This window comes from Delftia sp. DT-2 (genome assembly GCF_028401915.1).
GTDB classification, from domain to species: domain Bacteria; phylum Pseudomonadota; class Gammaproteobacteria; order Burkholderiales; family Burkholderiaceae_C; genus Comamonas; species Comamonas tsuruhatensis.
On sequence record NZ_JAQOTI010000014.1, the window covers coordinates 54,729 to 71,725 of the forward strand.

A 16,997-nucleotide genomic window follows, 5' to 3' on the forward strand; every position below is an offset into this window, starting at 1 on the left:
CTCATGACCGGGCCTCCCGCTCACGCCGCGGCAGGCCGAAGCGTTCGAACAGCAAAGGCAGCAGAAGCAGGGTCAGCGCCGTGGAACTGACCAGCCCGCCCGCCACCACGATGGCCAGCGGCCGCTGGATCTCCGAGCCCGGCCCGCTGGCCAGCAGCAGCGGCACCATGCCCAGCGCGGTGATGCAGGCCGTCATCAGCACGGGCCGCAGCCGGTCGCGCACGCCGTGCCGCACCACCTGGGACAGGGGCTGGCCCGCAGCCAGCAGGTTGTTGAAGTGAGAGACCAGGACCACGCCGTTGAGCACCGCAATGCCCAGCAGCGCGATGAAGCCCACCGAGGCGGGCACCGACAGGTACTCGCCCGCCGCACTCAGCGCTGCCATGCCGCCCACCAGCGCGAACGGGATGTTGGCAATGACCAGCAGCGCCTGCCTGGGCGAGCGGAAGGTCAGCACCAGCAGCACGAAGATGGCGCCCAGCGCCAGCGGCACCACCAGCGCCAGCCGTGCGGCGGCGCGCTGCTGGTTCTCGAACTGGCCGCCCCAGACGATGCGCATGTCCTTGAGGCCGGCATCACCGGCGACGGCCGCCTGGGCATCTCGCACAAAGCTGGCCAGGTCGCGCCCTTCGACGTTGACCTGCACCACGGCGAAGCGTGCGCCGTTTTCGTGGTCCACGCGCACGGGGCCGTCGCGGGCCGCCAGCGTGGCAAGGGAGGTCAACGGCCAGTTGCTGCCGTCCGCCGCCGTCACCAGCAGCCCGGCCAGGCCTTCGGGCGACTGGCGCAGCGCCGTGCCGCCGCGCAGGATGAGCGGCGTGCGCGCCACGCCTTCGGGCACGATGCCAATGCGCTCGCCTTCCACCAGGGCGCGCAGTTGCGCCTGCAGGCCATCGCCACTGAGCCCGGACTGGCCCAGCGCCGCGCGGTTGAGCGCCACCTGCAGGTATTGCACGCCGCTGTTGCTGGGCGCGATGACTTCGGAGGCCCCGGCCACCGCGCGCATGCGCGCGGCCACGGCCTGGGCGGCAGTGTCCAGCCGCGCCAGGTCGGGATCGAAGATCTTGATGGCCACGTCGCCGCGCGTGCCGGTCAGCATTTCGGAGACGCGCATTTCTATGGGCTGGGTGAAGCCGTAGATGAGCCCCGGAAAGCCCTCCATGACGTGGCGTATGGCCTCGGCGATGTCTTCCTTGCTGCCGCGCCACTCGTCGCGCGGGCGCAGCACCAGGAAGGTATCGGTCTCGTTCAGGCCCATGGGGTCCAGGCCCAGATCGTCGGAGCCCGTGCGCGCGACGATGGAGCGGATCTCGGGCACCTTCTCCAGCAGCGCGCGCTGCACCCGGCCGTCCATGTCCAGCGAAGCGGCCAGCGAGATGGAGGGCGTCTTTTGCAGCTGCACGATCATGTCGCCCTCATCCATGGTGGGCATGAAGGTCTTGCCCACGGACAGGTAGAGCACGGCCGCCCCGGCCAGCGATGCCCCGGCAATGCCGAAGACCGCAGGCCGGTGGGCCAGGCTCCAGCGCTGCATGCGCTCGAAGCCCCCGGCCACGCGCCGCATCAGCCAGGGTTCATCGCCACCATGCGAGCGCAGCAGCAGCGAGGCCAGCGCAGGCACGACGGTGAAGGCGATGAGCACCGAGGCCCCCAGCGCCAGCACGATGGTCAGCGCCACGGGCGCGAACAGCTTGCCCTCCAGCCCCTGCAGCGTGAGCAGCGGCAGGAACACGATGGCGATGATGGACACGCCGGCCAGCATGGGCACGGAGACCGCCGAGACCGCCTGGCGGATCAGCACGGCCCGGTCCTGCGGCGGGGAGCTGCCTGCCGTTTCGATGGCCGTTGCGCCCGCAGACTCATTCGCCAGCGCGGTCTCTATGTTCTCCACCACCACCACCGCAGCATCCACCAGCATGCCCAGGGCGATGGCCAGGCCGCCCAGGCTCATCAGGTTGGCCGTCAGGCCCGCATGGCGCATCAGCAGGAAGGTGGCCAGCATGGACAGCGGCAGCGTGGCCGCCACCACCAGGGCTGCCCGCAGCCCGCCCAGGAACAGGTAGAGCGTGACCAGCACCAGCACGCTGGCCTCGACCAGGGCGCGTACCACGGTGCCCGCCGCGCGCGAGACCAGGTCGCCCCGGTTGTAGAAGACCTGGGTGCTCATGCCCTTGGGCAGCCGGGGAGCCAGTTCGTCCAGCCGCGCCTGCACGGCATCCACCAGGCTGCGCGCATCCACCCCGCGAAGTCCCAGCACCAGGCCCTGCACGGCTTCGCCACGCCCGTCGCGGCTGACGGCGCCGTTGCGCGTGGCTTCGCCCAGGCGCACGGTGGCCACGTCGCCCACGGTGGCGGCAACGCGCCCCTCATGGGCGGGCGCCACGACAATGGCGCGCAGGTCGTCCAGCCCGCGCACGCCACCTTCCACGCGCACCACCCAGTGCTCTTCCCCTCGGTCCAGCCGGCCTGCGCCGTCGTTGCGGTTGTTGGCCTCCAGCGCCTGGCGCAGCTGGTCCAGCGTCACGCCGCGCGCCCGCAGCCGGGCGGGGTCGGGGATCACCTCGTAGCCGCGCACCATGCCGCCCAGGGCATTCACGTCGGCCACGCCGGCCACGGTGCGCAGCGCAGGGCGAATCACCCAGTCCAGCACATGGCGGCGCTCGGCCAGAGACCATTGCTCACCGTCGATGGTGAACATGAACATCTCGCCCAGCGGCGTGGTGATGGGGGCAAGCCCGCCTTCGGCCGTGGCGGGCAGCTCGCGCTGCAGGCCGGCCAGCCGCTCGGACACCTGCTGGCGCGCCCAGTAAACGTCCGTGCCTTCGCTGAAATCCACGGTCACGTCGCTGATGCCGTACTTGGACACCGAGCGCACCATGGTCTTGTGCGGCAGGCCCAGCAATTCCTGCTCGACAGGCGTGGAGACGCGCTGCTCCACCTCCTCGGGCGTCATGCCGGGCACCTTCAGGATCACCTTGACCTGGGTGGGCGAGATGTCGGGGAAGGCATCGATGGGCAGGTGCACATAGGCCCAGGCACCGGCCAGGGCCAGCGCGCAGGCGGCCATCAGCACCAGCGCGCGCTGGCGCAGCGAAAAATCGATGAGGCGCGCCAGCATCACTCACCCCCGCCCAGCAGGCCCTTGAGCGCGGCAATGCCCGTCACGGCAATGCGCGCCTTGGGCGGCAGCGTGCCGCGCACCACGGCCGTGGCCTCGTCGCTGGCCTCCACGGACAGCGGCATGAAGCGCGCCCCCTGCCCGGTGGCGACAAAGACGCCGGTGCGGTTGTTCCAATGCGCCAGCGCCGCAGCGGGTACGCGCAGGCGTGCACCGCCAGAGCCACCGGCAGATCCACCGGAAGGCCCGGCGTCCGCACCGGCCAGGGCCAGCGACGCGGTCACGCTTTCGCCCACGCGCAGGTCACCAGCGCGTTCCAGCGCAACGCGCACCCGCATGCCGGCCGATCCATCACCGACCGGGGCCATGCCAGCCACCTTGCCCTGCGCACCGCGCGCCGCCACCTGAACGCGGTCGCCCACGCCGGGCAGCGGCACCTCGCGGCCCAGCAGCAGGTCCAGTTCCAGCGCCTTGGGGTCGGCCACGCGCAGCAGCGGCGCCGAGGCCTCCACACGCGCGCCCGGCACCGCCAGCACCTCGGTCACCAAGCCTGCGCGGGGCGCCACCAGGTGCACCTCGTTGCCCACGAACTGCAGGCCGCTGGCGGCCAGTTCGGCGCGCCGCGCCTGGGCCATGGCCGCGGCCTCGGCGGCGCGGGCCTGCGTGGCCTGCCAGCGGCTGGCGGCGATGATGCCGTCCTCATGCAGCGCCTGGTCGCGCGCCAGGGCCTGGCGTGCCAGGCGCGACTGGGACTCGGCCTCCAGCAGCGCGCGCCGCGCCTCATACAGCTGCGGGCTGGTGAACACCGCCACCGGCTGGCCGGTGCGCACCGTCTGGCCCAGGGCCACGAGCACGCGCGGCACCGCGCCCGCATAGGGGGCGGCCACCACAGCCTGGGCATCGGGCCGCAGCACGACGCGCGCGTGGGCCGAGACCTCGATGCGCTCTGCCGCCTGAATGGGTTCGAAACGCACGCCCAGCGCCTGTGCCTGTTCGGCGGACAAGGCAACGGATGTGGGCGTGGATGCGGATCCGGATGTGGGTGCGGATGCGGATGCGGACGGGGGATTGGCCGGGCTTGCGGGTGCGGCCTGGGCCTGGGTGGCCATGCCGACGGCTGGCAGCGCAAGTGCGCCGGCCAGCAGCCATGGGGAAAACATCATTCCTGACTCCGGGAAAAAAGACGAACGCCGTCCACGCGCAGGCGGTTCGCTGCGCGCGGGCGAAGAAGGACTGAGGCGGGCCTGTGGACCAGGCCGGGGAGGTCAGGAAGCCAGGGGCGGTGCCTGGGCGGGGGAAGGCCGTATCACGCGCTCGCGCCAGCGCGGACTCAGGCGCATGGGCTGCAGCGGCAGGGCGGGCCGGGGCGCAATGCAGCGCATGCGCGCGGCACGCAGGCCCAGGGTGAGCAAGACCAGGCCGACCACGGCCAGCAAAGGCATGGGCAGCAGGTCCAGCGGCTGTATGGCGTCCTGCACATCGACCTCGAAAGGCTCGACATGGTCTTCATCCACATCGGTGAAGGAGCCGTGGGCCACGAACAGGTGGAAATGCGAGTCGGCCACGCGCGACGGCGCCGCGTGGATGTGCAGGCCGGCCTGGTTCGGAGTGCCGAAATGGCTGTGCAGCAGCGGTATCAGCAGCTGCGCCACCATGATGAGCAGCAGCAAGGCGCTCCGCATGGATAGGCTCCGGATGGCATGCAACATGGCCGGGGATTGTAGTGCCGGTGCCTGCGCAATCGGTTCAATCCCGCAGTTCGGCAAGGGCACATTCACCTGTCACATACCAAAGCAAGCCCCCGCCATCGCGGCAGGCCCGCAAGCCGCACCAGGCCTCGGTTCAAGCTGGAGTGACGGATTTCATTGTATTTTTTCGGATATAACGAAGCCATTCATGGAGCACTTCGCCCCCTCGGAGCCCGCCGGAGTCCGCCGGGCTGTGCTGGAGAACCGACTTGACGCAAAAATACATCCCCCATCTGCTGGCCCTGGACCGCGAGCGTGACTGGGCGCGCGCAGCGCAGGCCTGCGGCATCTCCGACAACACGCTGGCCCAGGCCATACGCTCGGCCGAGGCGGAGTTTGGCCACGCGCTGGTGCGTGCGGGCCGGCCCTTCCAGGGGTTCACGCAGGAAGGCGAACAGGTGCTGGCCTGGGCACGGCAGTTCGCCCAGGCGGTGGATGCACTCAAGCACTGCTTTGCCGACACGCGCAAGCGGGCGGGCCTGGCGCCCCTGCTGGCGCGGCGCTCCGTCTCGCCCAGGCGGCTGGCCATGCCGGGCCCGGACAGCGGCGACATGGACCTGATGATCGAGGCGGCGCTATGCGCTCCGGACCACGGTGCCTTGCACCCCTGGCGGGTTCTGGAGTTTCCCGCCCACCAGCGCGAGGCCTTGGCCTGCCTGTTCGAGCAGGAAAAACTGCGCCGCGACCCGCTGGCCCCGGCCGACGATATCCGCCGTGCGCGCGAGCATGCAACGCGCGCCCCGGCGCTGATCGCCTTCATCATCTCGCCCCGGCCGCGCTCGCGCGTGCCGGTGCGTGAGCAATGGCTGGCTGCGGGCGCGGCCCTGGGCAACCTCCTCAACGCCGCCCACCATTTGGGCTTTGGTGCCATCGTGCTCAGTGGCGAGCGCTGTTTTGACCCGGCCCTGCATTCAGCGCTGGGTTTGCGCGAGGGCGAGCACCTGGCCGGCTTCATCAGCCTGGGCACCATCACCAGCCAGCCATCCCCGCGCGCAATGGTGGCGCCCTCTTCCATGCGCACGGCATGGCAGGCGGAGCAGACAGCAGCGGTCACGGCACAGGCCCTTCTCCAGCCAGACGGCAACCACGACAGCCACGGCAGCGATCTTTGAAGCCGCAGCCAGCGCGTGCAGGGTGGCGCATAAGTGGCGCACAGGTGGCGCGCAGGTGGCGCACTGACTGCGCGGGGCGGTTAGAGTTGCGGGGCTGCTGCGCCCTCTTGCATCCTCTTGCGCCCTCTTTTCCATCACGGAACAAGCTTTCATGATCATCCGGCCCCGCCCCCACTGGCTGCGCATGCTCTTCGTGCTGCGCGGCTCGGTGCTGCCCGACATCCTGCCCCAGCTGATGGCAGCCACCCTGTTCGCCGTGCTGGTCACGGCGCTGCACGGCCAGTTGTTCGCCTGGAAGGTGCCGCTGAACTTCGTGCCGTTTTCGCTGATCGGGCTGACGCTGGCCATCTTCCTGGGCTTTCGTAACAGCACCAGCTATGCGCGCTATTGGGAGGCGCGCACGCTGTGGGGCACCCTGCTCAACGAGACGCGCACCCTGGTGCGCCAGGCCCGGACCTTGACCGATGCACCGCAGCACGCCCCGGCCCTGGCCATGGTGCTGGCGGCCTTCGTGCATGCGCTGCGCCACCAGTTGCGCGGCACCGATGCCGCGGCCGACATGCGCCGCCTGCTGCCCGCCGCCGACTGCGAGCGCCTGGCCACGGCGCGCTTCAAGCCTGCCGTGCTGCTGCTCATGGCCGGCGAATGGCTGCAGGCACGCCGCCAAGACGGCAGCCTGCAGCCGGTGCTGGTGCCCGCCATGGAGGCGCCGCTGTGCAAGCTGGGCGAGGCACTGGGCGGCTGCGAACGCATTGCGGGCACGCCGATTCCCTTCACCTACGCGGTGATCATCCACCGCACCATCTACCTGTACTGCCTGCTGCTGCCCTTCGGCCTGGTGGATTCCATCGGCTTCATGACGCCGGTGATCGTGGCCTTCATCGCCTACACCTTCTTCGCGCTGGAGGCGCTGGGCGCCGAGCTGGAGGAGCCCTTCGGCACGGCGCCCAACGATCTGGCGCTGGACGCCATGTCGCAGATGATCGAGGCCACGCTGCGCGAGCTGACCGGCGAGGTGCTGCCACCTGCGCCGCAGCACAAGGATGTGCTGTTCCTGACCTGACCCTGCCTGCCGGCCCGGACAGCGCCAGCGGCACAATCTGCCACCCGCATCACAGAAAAAGGACAAGCGCCATGACGGAGACAAGCAAGGTCAAGGGACCGGCCTCGTATTTCCCTTCCATCGAGAAGACCTACGGCCAGCCGATTGCGCACTGGATGGACCTGCTGCAACAGCAGGACACCCGCAAGCACATGGAGCTGGTGGGCTGGCTCAAGGCCCAGCACCAGATGGGGCACGGCCATGCGAATGCGCTGGTGGCCGTGTTCCTGGCACAGGCCTGACCTGCACCCGGCAACCCTCAGCCGATGGCCGTGCCGAAAGCCTGGCGCACGACGGCACCCGCTTCGTCAAACAGCCGGCGTGATGCCGGCGCCAGCCCCAGCATATGCATGCAGGCGTGCACCATGCCGGGCAGGCGCACGGCCTTTACTGCCACACCGGCCTGCGCCAGCCGCTGCGCATAGGCTTCGGCCTCGTCGCGCAGCGGGTCGTATTCGCAGCTGATCACCGTGGCTTGGGGCAGTCCTGCCAGGTGTTCGGCGCGCAGCGGAGAGACAAGTTCGTGCCGCCCCGGAGCCGCATCGCCCAGGTACGCGCCATAGCAGTACTCCATGGCCGCACGCGTGAGGTAGTGGCCCTCTCCAAACTGGAGGAACGACGGCGAGTCCATGGCCGCGTCCAGTGCCGGGTACAGCAGCAGCTGGTGGGCGATGGCCGGTGCGCCCGCCGCTCCCCAGCCTTCTTGCTGCCGCGCCAGCAGGCAGGCGGCGGCCGCGAGGTTGCCGCCCGCGCTGTCTCCGGCCACGCCGATGCGCCTGCTGTCCAGGCCCAGCGCATCGGCCTGCTCAAAGGTCCAGGCAATGGCATCGCAGAAATCATGCAGCGGCACGGGAAAGCGGTGCTCGGGCGCCAGCCGGTAGTCCACCGAGACCACGACGGCGCCCGTTGCCACGGCCAGCGCGCGGCAGGGGTTGTCGTAGACCTCCAGCGAACCCAGGCACCAGCCGCCGCCGTGGGCGAAGACCAGGGCGGGCTGGGGCGTGGGTGTGACCGAGGCCAGCGGCCGGTAGATGCGCACGCGCAGCGGCGCACCGTCGCGCGCGGGCAGCGTGAAGTCTTCGGTGCGGGCCATGGCCTCGGCCGGGCCGTGCAGGGCGCGCAGCCCGGCGCCGGTGGCCTCGCGCAGCGCCGCCAGCGTGGGCTGCGTGGGCGGGGCCACGGCCTGGGTTGCCTGCGCCAGCTCGGCGAGATAGCGCGCAATGTCAGCGTCCAGGCCCATGGTCACAGCGTCCTTTGCAGGAAGGGCAGCAGTTCGGCGATGAAGGGCTCGGCGGCTTCCTCCATGATGAAGTGGCCGCAGCCCGGCACGATCACGCCCGACAGGTCATCGGCATGGCCGCGCAGCGTGGCCAGCGGCGCATCGGCCGTGGCGTGCTCGGCGCCAATGGCCAGCACGGGCATGGCCAGCGGGCGCAGCGCACGCTCGCGGTTCTGGCGGATGGTTTCGGGAATGGCACGGTAGTAGGCAAAGCCGCCCCGCAGGCCACCGGGCGCCGCATAGGCATCCACATAGACATCCACGGCCACGCGGTCGCGCCGCAACGACCAGCGGTTGAACATGAATTCCAGGTAGGCACGCTCGCGCCCCGCGATCAGGGTCTCGGGCAGGTCGGCCAGCTGGTTGAACATGAAGTGCCACAGGAAGATGTTCTGCTCTGGCGGCGCAAAGATGCTGGGCTCGGGCGCCAGGCCAGGGATCACGGCCTCGGTCAGCGCCAGGGACTGCACGGCCTGCGGCTGGTCGCTGGCCAGCGCATAGGCCACCCACATGCCCACGTCGTGGCCGGCGACCTGGTAACGCTCATGGCCCAGCGCCAGCATGGTGCGGTGCAGGGTCAGCGCAATGGAGCCCGTGTCGTAGCCGGTGTCGGGCCGGTCGGAAAAGCCGGTGCCCGGCGGATCGACGGCAATGGCCTGGAAGCCCTGCGCCGCCAGCGCCTGCATGACGTGGCGCCAGGCATACCAGGTCTGGGGCCAGCCCGGGATCAGCAGCACGGGCGCGCCCTGCCCGGCCGTGATGCAGTGGATACGGCGGCCGTCGATGCGCACGTAGTCGTGCGAGAACTCGCAGGCTTGGTCTTCCTGCTTGCGCAGGGCGTTCGATGTGAAAGCGTTCATTGTTTGCTTCTTTTTGAGGTTCTCTGGCTGCGGGCGTGCTCAGGCGATACCGAGCATGGCGTTGATCTGGCGCTGGTCCACGGGGGCGCCGGCGAAGTCGTCAAAGATCTTGTCGGTCACGCGGATGATGTGGCGGTTGATGAAGTCCACGCCTTCGCGCGCACCGTCTTCCTGGTCCTTGAGGCAGCACTCCCATTCCAGCGAGGCCCAGCCCTGGTAGTCGTACTGGGCGAACTTGGAGAAGATGGCCTTGAAGTCCACCTGCCCGTCGCCCAGCGAACGGAAACGCCCTGCCCGCTCCAGCCACGAGGAATAGCCGCCATAGATGCCCTGGCGCCCGCTGGGCAGGAACTCCGCATCCTTCACATGGAACATGCGGATGTGCTCGCGGTAGATGTCGATGTAGTCGAGGTAGTTGAGCTGCTGCAGCACGAAGTGGCTGGGATCGAACAGGATCTTGCAGCGCGCGTGCTGGCCCACCAGCTCATGGAAGCGCTCGAAGCTGGTGCCGTCGTGCAGGTCTTCGCTGGGGTGGATTTCGTAGCACAGGTTCACGCCCTGCTCGTCGCAGGCGTCGAGGATGGGGCGCCAGCGGCGCGCCAGCTCCTCGAAGGCGGTTTCGATCAGGCCGGCCGGGCGCTGCGGGAACGGGAACAGATAGGGCCAGGCGAACGAGCCCGAGAACGTGCCCATGTCGCTCAGCCCCATGCGGCGCGATGCACGGGCCGACAGCTTGAGCTGCTCCAGCGCCCACGCCGTGCGTGCGGCCGGATTGCCGCGCAGCGCCTCGGGCGCAAAGCTGTCGCACATGGCGTCGTAGGCCGGGTGCACGGCCACGAGCTGGCCAAAGATGTGTGTGGTCAGCTCGCTGGCCACCAGGCCGTGCGAGGCCAGCATGCCGTTGACATCGTCGCAATAGGTCTGGCTGCTGGCGGCCGTGGCCACGTCGAACAGGCGCTGGTCCCAGGCGGGAATCTGCAGGCCCTTGAAGCCCACGCCGGCTGCCCAGCGTGCGATGTCTTCCAGGGAATTGAACGGTGCCTTGTTGTCGGCGAACTGCGCCAGATGAAGGCTGGGGCCCTTGATGGTCTGCATGTGATTTCCTTGCGCTGAGCTATTGTTTGTTGATCGACAAAGAATAGTATCACGCCAACGCGGCTGCTTTTGCGAAGCCGATGCAAGACAGCATCAAGGCGCCGCTAAGATGCCGCCCTGACTGTTGACAAGGATGAGGAAGATGGCCGGAAGACCCAGGGAATTTGACCGAGACCAGGCGCTGGAGCGCGCCATGCTGGCGTTCTGGCGGCGCGGCTACGAGGGCACGTCCATGGCCGACCTGGTGCAGGCGCTGGGCATTGCGTCAGCGCGCATCTATGCGGCCTTTGGCAGCAAGCAGGACCTGTTCCGCGAGGCCGTGCAGCGCTACGAGGCCGGTGATGGCGGCTTTGCCGACCGCGCCATGGCCCAGGAGCCGCGTGTGCGCGACGCCCTGGCCCGCGTGCTGCGCGATGCCGTGGCCACCTATACGGACGATGCCCATCCGCTGGGCTGCATGGTGGTAACCGCCGCCACCAACTGCGCCGAGGAAAACGAGGCAGTCGCCGCCTGGCTGGCCGAACACCGCCGCCAGCGCACGCAGTCCCTGATCGACCGCCTTCAGCGCGCGCTGGATGAAGGCGAGCTGCGCGCCGGCACCGACGTGCAGGCGCTGGGCGATTTCTATGCCACGCAACTGCACGGCATCTCCGTGCAGGCCCGCGATGGCGTGCCGCGCCAGCGGCTGCTGGCTGCAGTGCAAACCGCCTTGCTGCTGCTGGACACGGCGCTGGAGCCGGCGCTGCAGCCCGCAGGCAAGGCGGGCTGAGCCGTCAGGCGCCGAGCTTTTGCAGTTTTTGCAGCTCGGCGCGCAACTGGATCACGCTGGGCGTGACGATGGGGATGAAGGCCGATTCACGCCAGCGGCGGGCAAAGCCATCGTCCGCATCCAGGCTGTAGGCGCGGCCACCGGCCGTCTGCAGCTCCAGCTGCATGGCCTGCTGCACGCAGTCGTGCAGGGCCAGGCGCAGCGCGAAAAGCCGCTCGGGCGCCTCCACGAAATCGCCGGCCTCTACACCGGCCTTGAGTGCGGCCACCGCCTGCTCCAGATGGCTGCGGGTATCGTCCAGCGGCTGCTGCAGCACATGCCCGCCCTGCCCCATGCGCGAGGCGGCCTGCGCACAGGCCGCGCGCGCCAGGCCGATGGACAGGCCGCATTGCATGCCCAGGAAGGCCGGCCGCACACGCGGCAGGAATCCGCCGGCGCGCTCGGCCAGCAGATCGTCTTCGGTGATGGCCACGTCCTTGAGTTGCAAGGCGGCGGTGTTGGTGCCGCGCAGGGCGATCAACTCCAGATCCGGCGAGCGCTCCAGGCCCGGCCGGTCGGACGTCAGGGCCACGATCATGGGCGGCGCGCCGTCGTCACGCGCCACGGCAATGGCTGCCAGAAAGCGCGGCCCGCGCAGGTTGGTGCACCAGGGCACGCTGCCGTTGAGCAGCCAGCCGCCCCCTTCCCGGGCCGTGGCGCGGATGTTGAGTGCCTCCAGCCCGCTGAGGAATTTCATGATGTTGGACAGCCCCGAGGCGCCAGCCGCCTCGCCCGCCAGCAGCGCGGGCAGCCAGCGCTCGCGCAGGGCCGCATTGCCGGTGTTCGCCAGCATCTCGATCAGCACGCGCTGGCCCCAGAAGGCAAAGGCGGCGGACATGGAGTGCGTGGCCACCTGGGCAATCGCCTCGATGGCATCGCCGGCGCTGCCGCCCTGCCCGCCCAAGGCATTAGCCAAGCCGTGGCCCAGCAATCCGGCTTCGGCCAGATAGGGCACGACGGCGGCCGTGGCCTCGCCGTTGCCGGCATCCAGCGCCTGGGCACGTGCATCCAGCCATTGGCGGTTGGCGTCGGTCAGCAGGGGGAAATTGGGCATGGGCTCAGGCATGGGGTCGGGCATGGGGCTTGTCATCTTGCGGGTCACCATAAAAAAAGGGACCGCTGTGGGCACAGCGGTCCCTTGCCATCCTAGCGCAGCACACAGGCTGCGCAGATGACGCGGCGCAAGCTCAGTGCGCCGCCACCTTGCCGGGGCGTGTTTCCTCGCGCAGGGCCTTGACCTTGTCGCTCAGGCCGGGCCATGGCTGCAGGCCGTACTGGCTGCGCATGGTGTTGAGCAGCGTGGCGATCTGATCGTCGCTGAGGTTGTGGCGGAAGGCGGGCATGGTGCCAAGCTGCGGGCGCGCCGGTTGCGTGATGCCGTTGAGCACCACATGGATGGCGTTGGTCGGCGAGTCGCTGTACAGGTTGGTGTTCAGCGACAGCTGGGGACGCACCCCGAAGCTGCTGCCGGCCAGCACGCCGCTGGGATCGGCACGGTGGCAGGCCATGCAGGCGCCCTGGTACAGGCGGTAGCCCTGGGCGTCGACCGGCAGCTTGGCAACCTCGGTCTTTTCCTTCACCAGGGCCTGGGCGTCCCCTGCGCCAGCGGCGTCTGCCACGGGCTTGCGGTACGACATCAGGTAGGTGGCCATGGCGTTGATGTCCTCGGCCGACTGGTGAGACAGGCCTTCGATCACGGGCGCCATGGGGCCGGCGGCCACGCCGTGGCGCTCCGAGAAACCGGTCTGCATGTAGCGGACCAGATCTTCTCGCGTCCAGGGCAGCGGAGCCACGGCCTTGTCGTTGAGCGCGGGCGCATCCCAGCCGTCGATGAAGGCGCCGGCCAGATGGTCGGCACCCTGTTTCTCGGCGCCGAACTGGTTGCGCGGCGAGTGGCAGGCGGCGCAGTGGCCCAGGCCTTCGACCAGGTAGGCGCCGCGAATCCACTCGCCCGACTGGTTGGCGGGCGCGGGCTGCTCGCCCGGCTCCAGGTACAGCGCATTCCACAGGGCCAGGCCACGGCGCACGTTGAACGGGAAGTTCAGCGCGGTCTTGGGTGCCTGGTTGGAGACAGCCGGCTCGGTCATCAGGAAGGCGTACAGTGCCTTCATGTCCTCATCGGTCACGCGGGTGAACGCGGTGTACGGGAAGGCGGGGTACAGGTAGTTGCCCTCGCGGTCCACACCATGGCGCATGGCGCGCTCGAAGGCCTCGTACGACCAGCGGCCGATGCCGGTTTCGGCATCGGGCGTGATGTTGGTCGAGTAGATGGTGCCGAAGGGGCTGGGCATGGCCAGGCCGCCTGCGTTGCGCTGGCCGCCCGGTGCCGTGTGGCAGACAGCGCAGTCGCCCATGTGCGCCAGGCGGCGCCCCTGGTCGATCTGCTGCTGGCTGAATTCCTGCACCGGGATCTGCTGCAGGGGCGCGATTTCGCTGCGGCCCGTGGCCAGCCAGAAGGCGGCGCCGGCCACGGCGGCCAGGCCGACCACGCCGAGGGTGATTTTCTTGAGTGTGTGCATGTTCCGGTCCTCCGCTCTCAGTTCTGTGCCTTGTCGGCCGGGGCTGCATCGGCAGCCTTTGCCTTGAGTGCGGCCAGCACGCGTGCCGGGGTGAACGGCACTTCGCGCAGGCGCACGCCGGTGGCGTCGAACACGGCGTTGGAGACAGCGGCGGCGCTGGGCACGGAGGCCGATTCGCCCGCACCCATGGGGTCTTCGCCGGGGCGCTCGACCAGTTGCACGTCGATCTCGGGCAGCTCGTCAAAGCGCAGGATGGGGTAGCCGCCCCAGTCCAGCGAGGTCACGCCCTTGCTGTCGAAGGTCACGTACTCCTTGAGCACGCGGCTGGTGGACTGGATGATGTTGCCGTGCACCTGGTGGCGAACGCCGGCCGGGTTGACCATCTCGCCGCAGTCATGGGCCACGAAGACCTTGTCCACCTTGATCACGCCGGTCTCGCGGTCCACGGTCACGTCGCAGATCCAGGTGGCCCAGGCCGCGCCGTAGCCGGGGAACTTGCTGTGGTAGTAGCGGGCGTAGGCAAAGCCGCGGCCCTTGACCAGGCGCTGGTCGGCCGGCGCGGGGTTGCGGTGGGCCGGGCCATCCTGCCAGCCGGCCTGCTTGTGCGCAGCGTGCGTCAGCGCCACGGCGCGCGGGTCCTTCAGGTAGCGCAGGCGGTAGGCCAGCGGGTCTTCACCGGCCAGGTAGGCACATTCGTCGATCCAGCACTCATGGGCAAAGACGTTGGGCAGGGCCGAGACGCCGCGCATCCACGAAGCGCGCACGATGGGCGCCGCATCCTGCGAGACCACGCGCATCTTGGGGTACTCGTACTGCGGGATGGCCGTACGGTCGCCCATCTGCAGCACCTTGGGCTTGTTGGGCACCTTGCCCGTCAGGATCAGGGCCAGGGCCGCCGCGTCGTTGGACGGGTAGCAGGTCTTGAGCTCGTAGCCCAGCACGGCATGGTTCTCGTCCAGGCCGCCGCGCACGCGGATCAATTGGCCCGTGCCCTTGGGCTCCCAGGCAGCTTCCTGCTCGCGCATCAGCTGCACGCGCACCGGGCGGCCCACGGCCTGCGACAGCAGCACGGCGTCGGATGCCACGTCGTCCGCGCAATTGCGGCCATAGCAGCCCGAGGCTTCCAGGCGCGTCACATTGATCTGGTCGGCTGCCATGCCGGTCAGCGTGGCGATGTCCTTGCGCACGTCGTGCGGGTTCTGCGATCCGGTCCAGACCTGGATCTGGCTGGCGGACACCTCGGCCACGGCGCAGGACGGGCCGATGGAGGCATGCAGGTGGTAGGGCCAGACGTAGTCGGCCTCGATCACCTTCTTGGCGCCCGAGAAGGCCTCGTCAATGCCCGCGTCCTCGCGCAGCATGCGGTCGGTCTTCTCGTGCTTGACCAGGGTGTCGTGCATGGCGTTCAGCGACAGGTCGGGCACGCCGGCCCAGTCCTTCCACTTCACCTCCAGCTGGCGCATGGCGGCAATGGCCTGCTCTTCGCGCTCGGCCACGATGCCCACGAAATCGCCCTGCACCACCACCTTGACGATGCCCGGCAGATGAGCGACCGACTGTTCGTTCACCGAAATCAGGCTGCTGCCCAGCGGCGCCGACGCATCGGCACCGCCATAGGGCGGGCGCACCACGCGGCCGTGCAGCATGCCCGGCACGCGCACATCGTGCACATAGGCCAGCGCGCCCAGCACCTTGGCCGGAATGTCCACGCGCTGCACGGACTTGCCGATGTAGTTGAAACCGCCGGTGCGCAGCGGCACTTCCTTGTCCAGCGCAATGTTCAGGTCCTGGCCCTGGGCCAGTTCGCCGTAGCCGATGCGTCGCCCGCCCTTGGCCACCACCGCGCCCTTAGACGTGGTCAGTGCGGACACGGGCTGCTGCAGCTTCTCGGCAGCCAGACCCAGCAGCAGCTGGCGCACCTGCGCGGCGGCCTTGCGCATGGGAATGGCATCCACCTGGATGGTGTTGCTGGCAATCGTCGGGCCCTGGTTGGGCGTGCGGCCTGTGTGGCCCAGCACCATGGTGATGCGCTCGAACTCCACATCGAGCTCATCGGCCACCAGCTGCGCCAGCGAGGTACGGATGCCCGTGCCCAGGTCTACGTGGCCGTGGTAGGCCGTGACGCTGCCGTCCGCCCCAATGGCGATGAAGCTGCTCACCCGGTCGATGGGGGGAATGGGGAAGGCGCCGGCCACGGCGGGCGCCGTACCCGTGCTTTCAGCCACCAGGCCAGCGGCCGCCACCGAGCTGACCATGACCATGCCGCCCAGCTTGAGCAGGTTGCGGCGCGTCAGTTGAAGGGGGTTGGATGCACTCATGCTGCACCTCCCTGGGCGATCAGCACGCGGGCGCGGGCGGCGGCCCGCATGATTTCCACATGCGTGCCGCAGCGGCACAGGTGGCCGGACAGGGCCTGGGTGACTTCCTCGTCGGTGGCCGTGGGCTTGTGGTCGAACAAGGCCACCAGGGCCATGACCATGCCGTTGGTGCAGTAGCCGCACTGGGCAGCCTGCTCGTCAATGAAAGCCTGCTGCACAGGGTGCAGTCGGTAGACGGCCTTGCCCGGTGCATCGGCTGCCGGCTTGCCGGCAGGCATCCCCGGCACGGCGGCCGGATGGGCTGCTTCCCAGTCACGCGCCACGCGGGCGTGCTCGGCCTGGGTCGCATCCTGGGACAGGCCTTCCAGCGTCGTGACCTTCATGCCCTGGACCACGCTCACGGGAACGGAGCAGGAACGTGCCACCTTGCCGTCGATCAGCACGGCGCATGCGCCGCATTCGCCCAGGCCGCAGCCGAACTTGGGGCCATTGAGCTGCATGTCGTTGCGCAGCACATAAAGCAGCGGCGTCTCCGGGCTCACGCCCTGGATCTCGACCTCTTGTTGGTTGAGAGTGAATTTCATCGTGTGCAAACCTTGTGGTTGACAACAGGTGCAAACCATAGGTGCGCACTGAAAAATCAGGCGTCAGGCACGCCGCAGCAGGGCCCGAAAAAGAAAGCCCACCGCCGGCGGGGTGGGCTATTTCACGTGGTTTTTAGAGGCAAGTCGGATGGCTGGCTGCCTGTTGTATGCAAACGATTCTATGCCTCGCACTTGCTCGCCGCTGCCAGCGTGCCGCCATCCCGGCACCCGCACAGACTGCGGATTTCCGTGGCTTTTTATGCACAAGACCAAACTCATCCATCGGAAATATCCACGAAAGCACAGCGCAGCAGGCTGATCAGTGAGCCTGCACCAAGAGCGAAAAGGAGTGCACCACCGCAGTGCACAGGAGGGCAGGACACGCTGCAGCAATTTCCGTCCGGATCTTTCAGCCATGCACGGCCGGGCATAGAGATCGCAGCCCGCCCAGGCG

General features: G+C 69.0%; 14 protein-coding genes. 4 read left to right on the plus strand and 10 right to left on the minus strand.

Going from position 1 to position 16,997, the window contains the following annotated elements; genetic code table 11:
• Window position 1: 1 nt before the first annotated feature.
• The 3 genes from PO605_RS23635 to PO605_RS23645 all read right to left on the minus strand — a co-directional run bounded on the left by PO605_RS23635 (window position 2) and on the right by PO605_RS23645 (window position 4,800).
• A complete protein-coding gene (locus PO605_RS23635; protein ID WP_272206947.1) occupies window positions 2-3,118 on the minus strand; it encodes an efflux RND transporter permease subunit in 3,117 nt (1,038 codons plus the stop codon).
• Window positions 3,118-4,281, minus strand: a complete 1,164-nt coding sequence (locus tag PO605_RS23640) for an efflux RND transporter periplasmic adaptor subunit (protein ID WP_272206948.1) — start codon at window positions 4,279-4,281, stop codon at window positions 3,118-3,120. The genes PO605_RS23635 and PO605_RS23640 overlap by 1 nt, the downstream gene beginning before the upstream one ends.
• A 102-nt stretch (window positions 4,282-4,383) precedes the next feature.
• A complete protein-coding gene (locus PO605_RS23645; protein ID WP_052195806.1) occupies window positions 4,384-4,800 on the minus strand; it encodes a hypothetical protein in 417 nt (138 codons plus the stop codon).
• Window positions 4,801-5,075: 275 nt separating this feature from the next.
• Between PO605_RS23645 and PO605_RS23650 the strand changes: the two genes are divergently transcribed.
• From PO605_RS23650 to PO605_RS23660, 3 genes are all read left to right on the plus strand, one after another.
• Window positions 5,076-5,978 carry a nitroreductase gene (locus tag PO605_RS23650; protein WP_082001557.1) on the plus strand — a complete coding sequence of 301 codons (903 nt, stop codon included), beginning with the start codon at window positions 5,076-5,078 and terminating at the stop codon, window positions 5,976-5,978.
• A gap of 151 nt (window positions 5,979-6,129) precedes the next feature.
• Window positions 6,130-7,041: a bestrophin family protein gene (locus tag PO605_RS23655; RefSeq protein ID WP_016447050.1), complete on the plus strand. Its 912-nt coding sequence runs from the start codon at window positions 6,130-6,132 to the stop codon at window positions 7,039-7,041.
• 71 nt (window positions 7,042-7,112) lie between these two features.
• Window positions 7,113-7,322, plus strand: coding sequence for a DUF4287 domain-containing protein (locus PO605_RS23660; RefSeq protein WP_013802290.1), 210 nt, complete (start codon window positions 7,113-7,115; stop codon window positions 7,320-7,322).
• Window positions 7,323-7,339: 17 nt separating this feature from the next.
• On the opposite strand, the gene PO605_RS23665 is transcribed toward PO605_RS23660, so the two are convergent.
• Genes PO605_RS23665 through PO605_RS23675 form a run of 3 tightly spaced genes read right to left on the minus strand, consistent with a single transcriptional unit; the run spans window position 7,340 to window position 10,314 of the window.
• Complete coding sequence (locus PO605_RS23665; RefSeq protein WP_272206949.1) at window positions 7,340-8,320, minus strand: alpha/beta hydrolase; 981 nt, start codon at window positions 8,318-8,320, stop codon at window positions 7,340-7,342.
• Window positions 8,321-8,322: 2 nt separating this feature from the next.
• Window positions 8,323-9,219, minus strand: coding sequence for an alpha/beta fold hydrolase (locus tag PO605_RS23670; protein ID WP_012205750.1), 897 nt, complete (start codon window positions 9,217-9,219; stop codon window positions 8,323-8,325).
• A gap of 39 nt (window positions 9,220-9,258) precedes the next feature.
• Entirely contained in the window at window positions 9,259-10,314 is a 1,056-nt protein-coding gene (locus PO605_RS23675; protein ID WP_016447053.1) for a sugar phosphate isomerase/epimerase family protein, read from the minus strand.
• 142 nt (window positions 10,315-10,456) lie between these two features.
• Here PO605_RS23675 and PO605_RS23680 point away from each other — a divergent pair, with 142 nt between their 5' ends.
• On the plus strand, window positions 10,457-11,083 hold the full coding sequence (locus tag PO605_RS23680; protein WP_047473251.1) for a TetR/AcrR family transcriptional regulator: 627 nt from the start codon (window positions 10,457-10,459) through the stop codon (window positions 11,081-11,083).
• Between the two features lie 4 nt (window positions 11,084-11,087).
• Here PO605_RS23680 and PO605_RS23685 read toward each other — a convergent pair whose 3' ends face one another.
• The 4 genes from PO605_RS23685 to PO605_RS23700 form a co-directional block, all read right to left on the minus strand.
• A complete protein-coding gene (locus PO605_RS23685; RefSeq protein ID WP_082001584.1) occupies window positions 11,088-12,227 on the minus strand; it encodes an acyl-CoA dehydrogenase family protein in 1,140 nt (379 codons plus the stop codon).
• Window positions 12,228-12,309: 82 nt separating this feature from the next.
• The gene (locus PO605_RS23690; RefSeq protein ID WP_272206950.1) at window positions 12,310-13,641 is read right to left on the minus strand and encodes a c-type cytochrome; all 1,332 of its coding nucleotides are present in this window, start codon (window positions 13,639-13,641) and stop codon (window positions 12,310-12,312) included.
• A 17-nt stretch (window positions 13,642-13,658) separates the two neighbouring features.
• Window positions 13,659-15,959 (minus strand): xanthine dehydrogenase family protein molybdopterin-binding subunit, encoded by a 2,301-nt coding sequence (locus tag PO605_RS23695; RefSeq protein WP_012205755.1) that lies wholly within the window; start codon window positions 15,957-15,959, stop codon window positions 13,659-13,661.
• Window positions 15,956-16,543: a (2Fe-2S)-binding protein gene (locus PO605_RS23700; protein ID WP_046240169.1), complete on the minus strand. Its 588-nt coding sequence runs from the start codon at window positions 16,541-16,543 to the stop codon at window positions 15,956-15,958. Before PO605_RS23700 ends, PO605_RS23695 begins: the two co-directional genes overlap by 4 nt.
• Window positions 16,544-16,997 lie beyond the last annotated feature (454 nt).

Coding starts and splice junctions, on each gene's coding strand:
- PO605_RS23680 (WP_047473251.1), top strand. CDS start 10,457: ATGGCCGGAAGACCCAGGGAATTTGACCGAGACCAGGCGCTGGAGCGC.
- PO605_RS23675 (WP_016447053.1), bottom strand. CDS start 10,314: ATGCAGACCATCAAGGGCCCCAGCCTTCATCTGGCGCAGTTCGCCGAC.
- PO605_RS23700 (WP_046240169.1), bottom strand. CDS start 16,543: ATGAAATTCACTCTCAACCAACAAGAGGTCGAGATCCAGGGCGTGAGC.
- PO605_RS23685 (WP_082001584.1), bottom strand. CDS start 12,227: ATGGTGACCCGCAAGATGACAAGCCCCATGCCCGACCCCATGCCTGAG.
- PO605_RS23690 (WP_272206950.1), bottom strand. CDS start 13,641: ATGCACACACTCAAGAAAATCACCCTCGGCGTGGTCGGCCTGGCCGCC.
- PO605_RS23645 (WP_052195806.1), bottom strand. CDS start 4,800: ATGCGGAGCGCCTTGCTGCTGCTCATCATGGTGGCGCAGCTGCTGATA.
- PO605_RS23635 (WP_272206947.1), bottom strand. CDS start 3,118: ATGCTGGCGCGCCTCATCGATTTTTCGCTGCGCCAGCGCGCGCTGGTG.
- PO605_RS23660 (WP_013802290.1), top strand. CDS start 7,113: ATGACGGAGACAAGCAAGGTCAAGGGACCGGCCTCGTATTTCCCTTCC.
- PO605_RS23670 (WP_012205750.1), bottom strand. CDS start 9,219: ATGAACGCTTTCACATCGAACGCCCTGCGCAAGCAGGAAGACCAAGCC.
- PO605_RS23665 (WP_272206949.1), bottom strand. CDS start 8,320: ATGGGCCTGGACGCTGACATTGCGCGCTATCTCGCCGAGCTGGCGCAG.
- PO605_RS23695 (WP_012205755.1), bottom strand. CDS start 15,959: ATGAGTGCATCCAACCCCCTTCAACTGACGCGCCGCAACCTGCTCAAG.
- PO605_RS23655 (WP_016447050.1), top strand. CDS start 6,130: ATGATCATCCGGCCCCGCCCCCACTGGCTGCGCATGCTCTTCGTGCTG.
- PO605_RS23640 (WP_272206948.1), bottom strand. CDS start 4,281: ATGATGTTTTCCCCATGGCTGCTGGCCGGCGCACTTGCGCTGCCAGCC.